A 6,211-nucleotide genomic window follows, 5' to 3' on the forward strand; every position below is an offset into this window, starting at 1 on the left:
ATGGCCTCCATCCTGATCCATCGCTGGCGCGCGCTGCGCGCGGTTTGCGGGCGCGAGCTGCGCAAGTACTTGCGCCAGCCCGGGCGCCTGCTGTCGTCGCTGGTGCGCCCGCTGCTGTGGCTGCTCGTGTTTGCCGCGGGCTTCCAGAACGCGCTGGGCGTCGCCATTGCGCCGCCCTACGACACCTACATCGAATACAAGGTCTACGTGGCGCCCGGACTGCTGGGCATGATCGCGCTGTTCAACGGCATGCAGTCGTCGCTGGCCATGGTGTACGACCGTGAGATGGGTGTGATGCGGCTGCTGCTGACCGCGCCGCTGCCGCGGGGCTGGCTGCTGGGTTGCAAGCTGGCGGCGGGCACGGTGCTGTCGCTGCTGCAGATGGCCGCGTTCCTGCTGGTGGCGATGGCCTTCGGCATCCGCTTCGAGTCCCTGCACCTGCTGGCGGCGACGGGCGCCATGGCGCTGGCCGCGCTGATGCTGGGCGCGCTGGGCCTGCTGCTGTCGGTCCATGTGCGCCAGCTCGAGAACTTTGCCGGCACCATGAACTTCGTGATCTTCCCGATGTTCTTCATCAGCTCGGCGCTGTATCCGCTGTGGAAGCTGCAGGAGTCGGGCGCGGAGCTGGTGTACCAGCTGGCCCGCTTCAATCCCTTCACCCACGCGGTCGAGTCGATCCGCTTTGCGCTGTATGGGCAGGTGGCGCCGCTGAGCCTGGCGGTGGTGGCGGGCAGCGCGGTGGTGTTCTTCGCGCTGGCGCTGCAGGGCTACGACCCGCAGCGCGGCATGGCGCGCCGGGGGCAGCAGGCATGAGGCGCCGGACGCGGGCCATGGTCGTGCTGATGGCGGCCGGACTGGGCATGGCCAGTCCGGCTGTACCGGCTGCCGGGGCAGCGGGCGCCATCATCGCGCACAGCGATCCGCTGCAGTCGCCGCAATGGGCCTGGATCCACAAGGAGCTGCTGCAGACTGGCCCGGTGGTGTTCGACAGCCGCGTCAGGGTGACCGGGCCGGCGTTTGCGGAAGACCCCATGCGCGTGCCGATCGCCTTCGATGCCTCGGCGCTGGGCGAAGTGGATCGCATCGTGGTGGCGGTGGACCGCAACCCGATCCGCGAGGTGCTGGCGTTCGAACCGCTGCGGGTGCGCCCTTCGCTGTCGTTCCGCTTCAAGCTGGAACAGGCTTCGCCGGTGCGGGTGGCGGCGCGCACGCGCGATGGCACCTGGCATGTCGGCAGCGTGCTGGTCGATGCCGGCGGCGGGGGCTGCACGGTGCCCGGCGCCACGCGCCGCGACGGCAGCTGGAGCCGCACGCTCAACCGCGTGGACGCGCGCGTGTTCCCGGGCTTCGGCGGGGCCGCGGCACGCGTGCGGCTGCGCGTGATGCATCCGATGGATACCGGCCTGGCGGCGGGCATCCCGGCGTTCCATATCGAGACCCTGGTCCTGGCCGATGCGGCCCGGCAGCCGCTGCTGCGCCTGACGCTGCATGAGCCGGTTGCCGAGAACCCGATCTTCTCCTTCGACCTGCGCGATGCCGTGCAGCCGGGCATGACGGTGGCCGGCCACGATAACAACGGCAACCGCATCGCAGCGCGGGTGGCGCCATGAAGCGACGATTACTGCTGTGGTTGCTGCTATGCCTGGCGGGCCAGCCCGTGCCGCCGGCACTCGCCCAGCAGGCCGCGCTGCAGCCTCCTGACTACCGCCTGGCCCCGCGCGAGATCGCCGCGGGCGTGTGGCTGCTGGAAGGCGCCAACGCCGACTTCGCGCCCGGCAACGGCTGCAACATCATCAATACGGCGTTTATCGACACCGGCGACGGCGTGGTGGTCATCAACACCGGCCCGTCGCGGCTGTATGGCGAGCAGCAGCGCAGGGCGATTGCATCAGTCACGTCCGCCCCGGTGCGGCTGGTGCTGAACCTGAACCTGCATCCCGATTATTTCTTCGGCAACCAGGCCTATGCCGATGTGGGCGGCAGCGCCCTGGCCGGCACCATCGACGGGGCGCGGCGCGAGGGCGCCGCTTATGCCGACAACCTCTACCGCCTGTGCGGCGACTGGATGCGCGGCACCGAGCCCGTACCGGCTGCCCACGCGCTGGCGCCAGGCCGCCGCACGATCGGGCGCCATACGCTGGAGCTGGTGCGCCTGGGCGGCCATACCGGCGACGACCTGGTGGTGCTGGACCGCAGCGCGGGCGTGGTCTTTGCCGGCGGGCTGGTGTTCCGGCAACGCATTCCGACCACGCCGCACGCGGATATCGGCCGCTGGCTGGCCAGCCTGGACCGGCTGCAGGCGCTGCTGGCCGACAGCGGCGCGCGCGTGCTGGTCCCCAGCCACGGGCCAGTGCCTGCGGCCACCGGCGGCGCAGAGGCCATCGCCCAGACGCGCGGCTACCTGCAATGGCTGGATACGCGCCTGCGCGAGGCCGCGGCGCAGGGGCTGGACCTGGCCGAGGTCATGGCGATGCCGGTGCCGCAGCCCTACGCGCACTGGGCCGCGATGCCCGCGGAGTACCTGCGCAACGTCGGCCATCTCTACCCGGCGCGCGAGGAAGCCGCGCTTGGCCACTGACGCCGGCCAGCCGTGGCGGGCTGTTCAATTCTGGAGCAGCTGCAACGCAGTGTTGCGCGCTGGCACGGCTGCCATCACGCAACGGGGCCGCAACCGGCGTGCTGGTGCGGGGATGCGACTGGCATGGGAATTGCCAAAGGCATGTCTGGTGTGTGGCGCAGTGGCGCACCAGGGAAACCCAAAACAAGTGAGGAGATGGCAATGAGGACGTTACGAGTAGTGATGGCGGTTGCGGCTGCCGCGGCCAGTCTGGCCGCGCAGGCGGCAGTGACCGATGCCATGATCGAGAACGACGCAAAGAGCCCCGGCGATGTGTTGTCGTGGGGCATGGGCCCGCAAGGCCAGCGCTATTCCACGCTGTCGCACATCAATACGAAGAACGTCGGGCAGCTGGTGCCGGCCTGGTCGTTCTCGTTTGGCGGCGAGAAGCAGCGCGGGCAGGAATCGCAGCCGCTGATCCATGACGGCAAGATGTTCGTGACGGCCTCATATTCGCGCATCTATGCACTCGACCTGAAGACCGGGCGCAAGCTCTGGAAGTATGAGCACCGGCTGCCCGAAGGCATCATGCCGTGCTGCGATGTGGTGAACCGCGGTGCGGCACTCTACGACAACCTGGTGATCTTCGGCACGCTCGATGCGCAGCTGGTGGCGCTGGACCAGAAGACCGGCAAGGTGGTGTGGAAGGAGAAGCTGGAGGACTACGCTGCCGGCTATTCGTACACGGCGGCGCCCATGATCGTCAAGGGCATGGTGCTGACCGGCATCTCGGGCGGCGAGTTCGGCGTGGTGGGCCGGGTCGACGCGCGCGATGCCAGGACCGGGCAGCTGGTGTGGTCGCGCCCGGTGGTGGAAGGCCATATGGGCTACAAGTACGACAAGGACGGCAACAAGACCGAGAATGGCGTGACCGGCACCACCAACGCAAGCTGGCCGGGCGAGACCTGGAAGACCGGCGGCGCCGCCACCTGGCTGGGCGGCACCTACGATCCGGCCACCGGGCTGGTGTACTTCGGCACCGGCAATCCGGGCCCGTGGAACAGCCATATCCGCAAGGGCGACAACCTCTACTCGGCCTCGACGGTGGCGCTGGATCCCGCCACCGGCAAGATTGCCTGGCACTACCAGAACACCCCGAACGACGGCTGGGATTTCGATGGCGTCAATGAGTTCGTGACCTTCGACCTGGACGGCAAGCGCATGGGTGGCAAGGCCGACCGCAATGGCTTCTTCTACGTCAACGACGCGGCCAGTGGCAAGCTGGTCAACGCCTTCCCCTTCGTCAAGAAGATCACCTGGGCCACCGGCATCGACCTGAAGAGCGGCCGCCCCAACTACATCGCCGAAGGCCGCCCCGGCGACCCCGCCGCCGGCAGCGACGAGAAGAAGGGCAAGTCCGTGTTTGCCGCGCCGGGCTTCCTTGGCGGCAAGAACCAGCAGCCGATGGCCTACAGCCCGCAGACCGGCCTGTTCTACGTGCCCGCCAACGAGTGGGGCATGGATATCTGGAATGAGCCCATCAGCTACAAGAAGGGCGCCGCCTTCCTGGGCGCTGGCTTCACCATCCGTCCGCTGAACGAGGACTACATCGGCACGTTGCGGGCCATCAACCCCAAGAGCGGCAAGATCATGTGGGAGGTCAAGAACAGCGCGCCGCTGTGGGGCGGGGTGATGACCACCGCCGGCGGGCTGGTGTTCTGGGGCACGCCTGAGGGCTACCTGAAGGCGGCTGACGCCAGGACCGGCAAGGAGCTGTGGCAGTTCCAGACCGGCAGCGGCGTAGTGGCGCCCCCGGTCACCTGGGAAGAGAACGGCGAGCAGTACGTGGCCGTGGTGTCCGGCTGGGGCGGCGCGGTGCCGCTGTGGGGCGGCGAGGTGGCCAAGCGCGTGAACTTCCTGGAGCAGGGTGGCTCGGTGTGGGTGTTCAAGCTGCACAAGAGCTGAGCTGGCGGGAGATGACACGGTCCGGCGCACGCCCGCATCGCATCATGGGTGCGCGGCGTGCGCCGGGCGCGGTCGCAACAAGACGAAATGGGACGAAATAGGACGACAAGGGACACAGGTATGAAGAAGGAATGGATGGCGCTGGCGGTGGTTTCGGCGCTGCTGCCGGGCGCGGCACTGGCCGGCACGGCCGCTGACATGCAGGCCCTGGCCGACAAGAGCGGCTGCTTTTCCTGCCATGGCATGCAATCAAAGCTGGTGGGGCCGGGGTTTGCCGAGGTCGCCGCCAGGTACAAGGGCGACAGCCAGGCGGCGGAGCGGCTGGCAAAGAAGATCCGCGAAGGCGGCAAGGGCGTGTGGGGGCGGATTCCGATGCCGCCGCATGGCAGTCTTGGCGAGGATGACGCGAAGAAGCTGGCGGAGTGGGTGTTGAGTGCCAGCTGAGGCCGGCGACTGTCCTGACGATGCCGGCTTGCCGGCAAGAAGCCCCGGCTGGCGCCTGCCTTGCCGGGGTCTTTTCTTTTTTACCGCTGGCCGCTGCTCAGCCGCAGCGAGTTGCCATCGCTGCGAAATACCATCGCTTGCTCGCGCGCCTGCGCCACAGCCAGCCGGCCCTGCAGCACGATCTCGCTGACCTTGTCGTGCGCGCCGGAGCGCTCGCACACCGGGTCTGTCGCGGCGGCGTCGCCGGTGACAAGGAACGCCTGGCAGCGGCAGCCGCCGTAATCCTGCTCGCGCTGGTCGCAGGAACGGCAGGGTTCCTGCATCCACTGCGTGCCGCGGAAACGGCGGAAGGCATCGCTTTCGGTCCAGATCTCGCGCAGCCCATGTGTGGTGACGTTGGGCAGCGCCAGGCCGGGCAGCATGCGCGCCGCGTGGCAGGGCAGCGCGGTGCCGTCGGGCGCCACGCCGAGGAAGGTGGTGCCCCAGCCGTTCATGCACTTCTTGGGCCGCGCCTCGAAGTAGTCAGGCACGACGAACAGGATCTGGCATTGCCTGCCGATGCGCGCGCGGTACTGCCGGACCACGGCCTCGGCTTCGCGCAGCTGCTCATGGGTGGGCAGCAGCGCCAGCCGGTTCTCCCAGGCCCAGCCGTAGTACTGCGTGTTGGCCAGTTCGAGGTATTCGGCGCCCATCTGCAGGGCCATTTCGATGATGGTGCCAACATGCGGCAGGTTATGCCGGTGCAGCACGCAGTTCATCACCATCGGGTAGCCGTGCGCCTTGATCATGCGCGCCACGCGCTGCTTCAGGTCAAACGTGCGGGTGCTGGACAGGAAGTCGTTGAGCTCGCGGGTGGAGTCCTGGAACGACAGCTGGATATGGTCCAGGCCGGCTTCGCGCAGGGTGGCAAGGCGGGCGTCGGTCAGGCCCACGCCCGAGGTGATGAGGTTGGTGTAGAAGCCCAGGCCATGCGCATGCCTGACCAGTATCTCCAGGTCCTTGCGCAGCAGCGGCTCGCCGCCGGACAGCCCGAGCTGCACCGCGCCCAGCGCCCGCGCCTGGCTGAACACGTCGCACCATTGCGCGGTGCTTAGGAACGAGTGAGAAATAACTTCCCGAAGTGGACCTGGCGTGCGCAAAGCGACGCGGGTAAGATGTGATGCCTCTGGAGGACAAACGATGCAGGCTGGTTACCGGGCTGAGGTTGAAACGCGGATGAAGCGGCTGTACGCGCGCTTGTCGGAG

The 6,211-nt window shown here is 68.1% G+C and carries 6 protein-coding genes; 5 read left to right on the forward strand and 1 reads right to left on the reverse strand.

All coding sequences use genetic code 11. The features are described 5' to 3' along the window. The 5 genes from A3A5_RS0105355 to A3A5_RS0105375 all read left to right on the forward strand — a co-directional run bounded on the left by A3A5_RS0105355 (position 1) and on the right by A3A5_RS0105375 (position 4,966). The gene (locus A3A5_RS0105355; RefSeq protein ID WP_018309590.1) at positions 1-813 is read left to right on the forward strand and encodes an ABC transporter permease; all 813 of its coding nucleotides are present in this window, start codon (positions 1-3) and stop codon (positions 811-813) included. Beyond that, the gene (locus A3A5_RS0105360) at positions 810-1,610 is read left to right on the forward strand and encodes a quinoprotein dehydrogenase-associated SoxYZ-like carrier (protein ID WP_051108480.1); all 801 of its coding nucleotides are present in this window, start codon (positions 810-812) and stop codon (positions 1,608-1,610) included. The genes A3A5_RS0105355 and A3A5_RS0105360 overlap by 4 nt, the downstream gene beginning before the upstream one ends. Next, on the forward strand, positions 1,607-2,578 hold the full coding sequence (locus tag A3A5_RS0105365) for a quinoprotein relay system zinc metallohydrolase 1 (protein WP_026200481.1): 972 nt from the start codon (positions 1,607-1,609) through the stop codon (positions 2,576-2,578). Before A3A5_RS0105360 ends, A3A5_RS0105365 begins: the two co-directional genes overlap by 4 nt. Before the next feature lie 201 nt (positions 2,579-2,779). After that, entirely contained in the window at positions 2,780-4,522 is a 1,743-nt protein-coding gene (locus tag A3A5_RS0105370; protein ID WP_026200482.1) for a PQQ-dependent methanol/ethanol family dehydrogenase, read from the forward strand. Positions 4,523-4,642: 120 nt separating this feature from the next. Continuing rightward, a complete protein-coding gene (locus A3A5_RS0105375; protein ID WP_018309594.1) occupies positions 4,643-4,966 on the forward strand; it encodes a c-type cytochrome in 324 nt (107 codons plus the stop codon). A gap of 80 nt (positions 4,967-5,046) precedes the next feature. On the opposite strand, the gene pqqE is transcribed toward A3A5_RS0105375, so the two are convergent. Continuing rightward, positions 5,047-6,147, reverse strand: a complete 1,101-nt coding sequence (pqqE, locus tag A3A5_RS37640) for a pyrroloquinoline quinone biosynthesis protein PqqE (RefSeq protein WP_369797751.1) — start codon at positions 6,145-6,147, stop codon at positions 5,047-5,049. Between the last annotated feature and the right edge of the window lie 64 nt (positions 6,148-6,211).

The organism is Cupriavidus sp. UYPR2.512, from assembly GCF_000379565.1.
In the GTDB taxonomy this organism is placed as follows: Bacteria; Pseudomonadota; Gammaproteobacteria; order Burkholderiales; family Burkholderiaceae; genus Cupriavidus.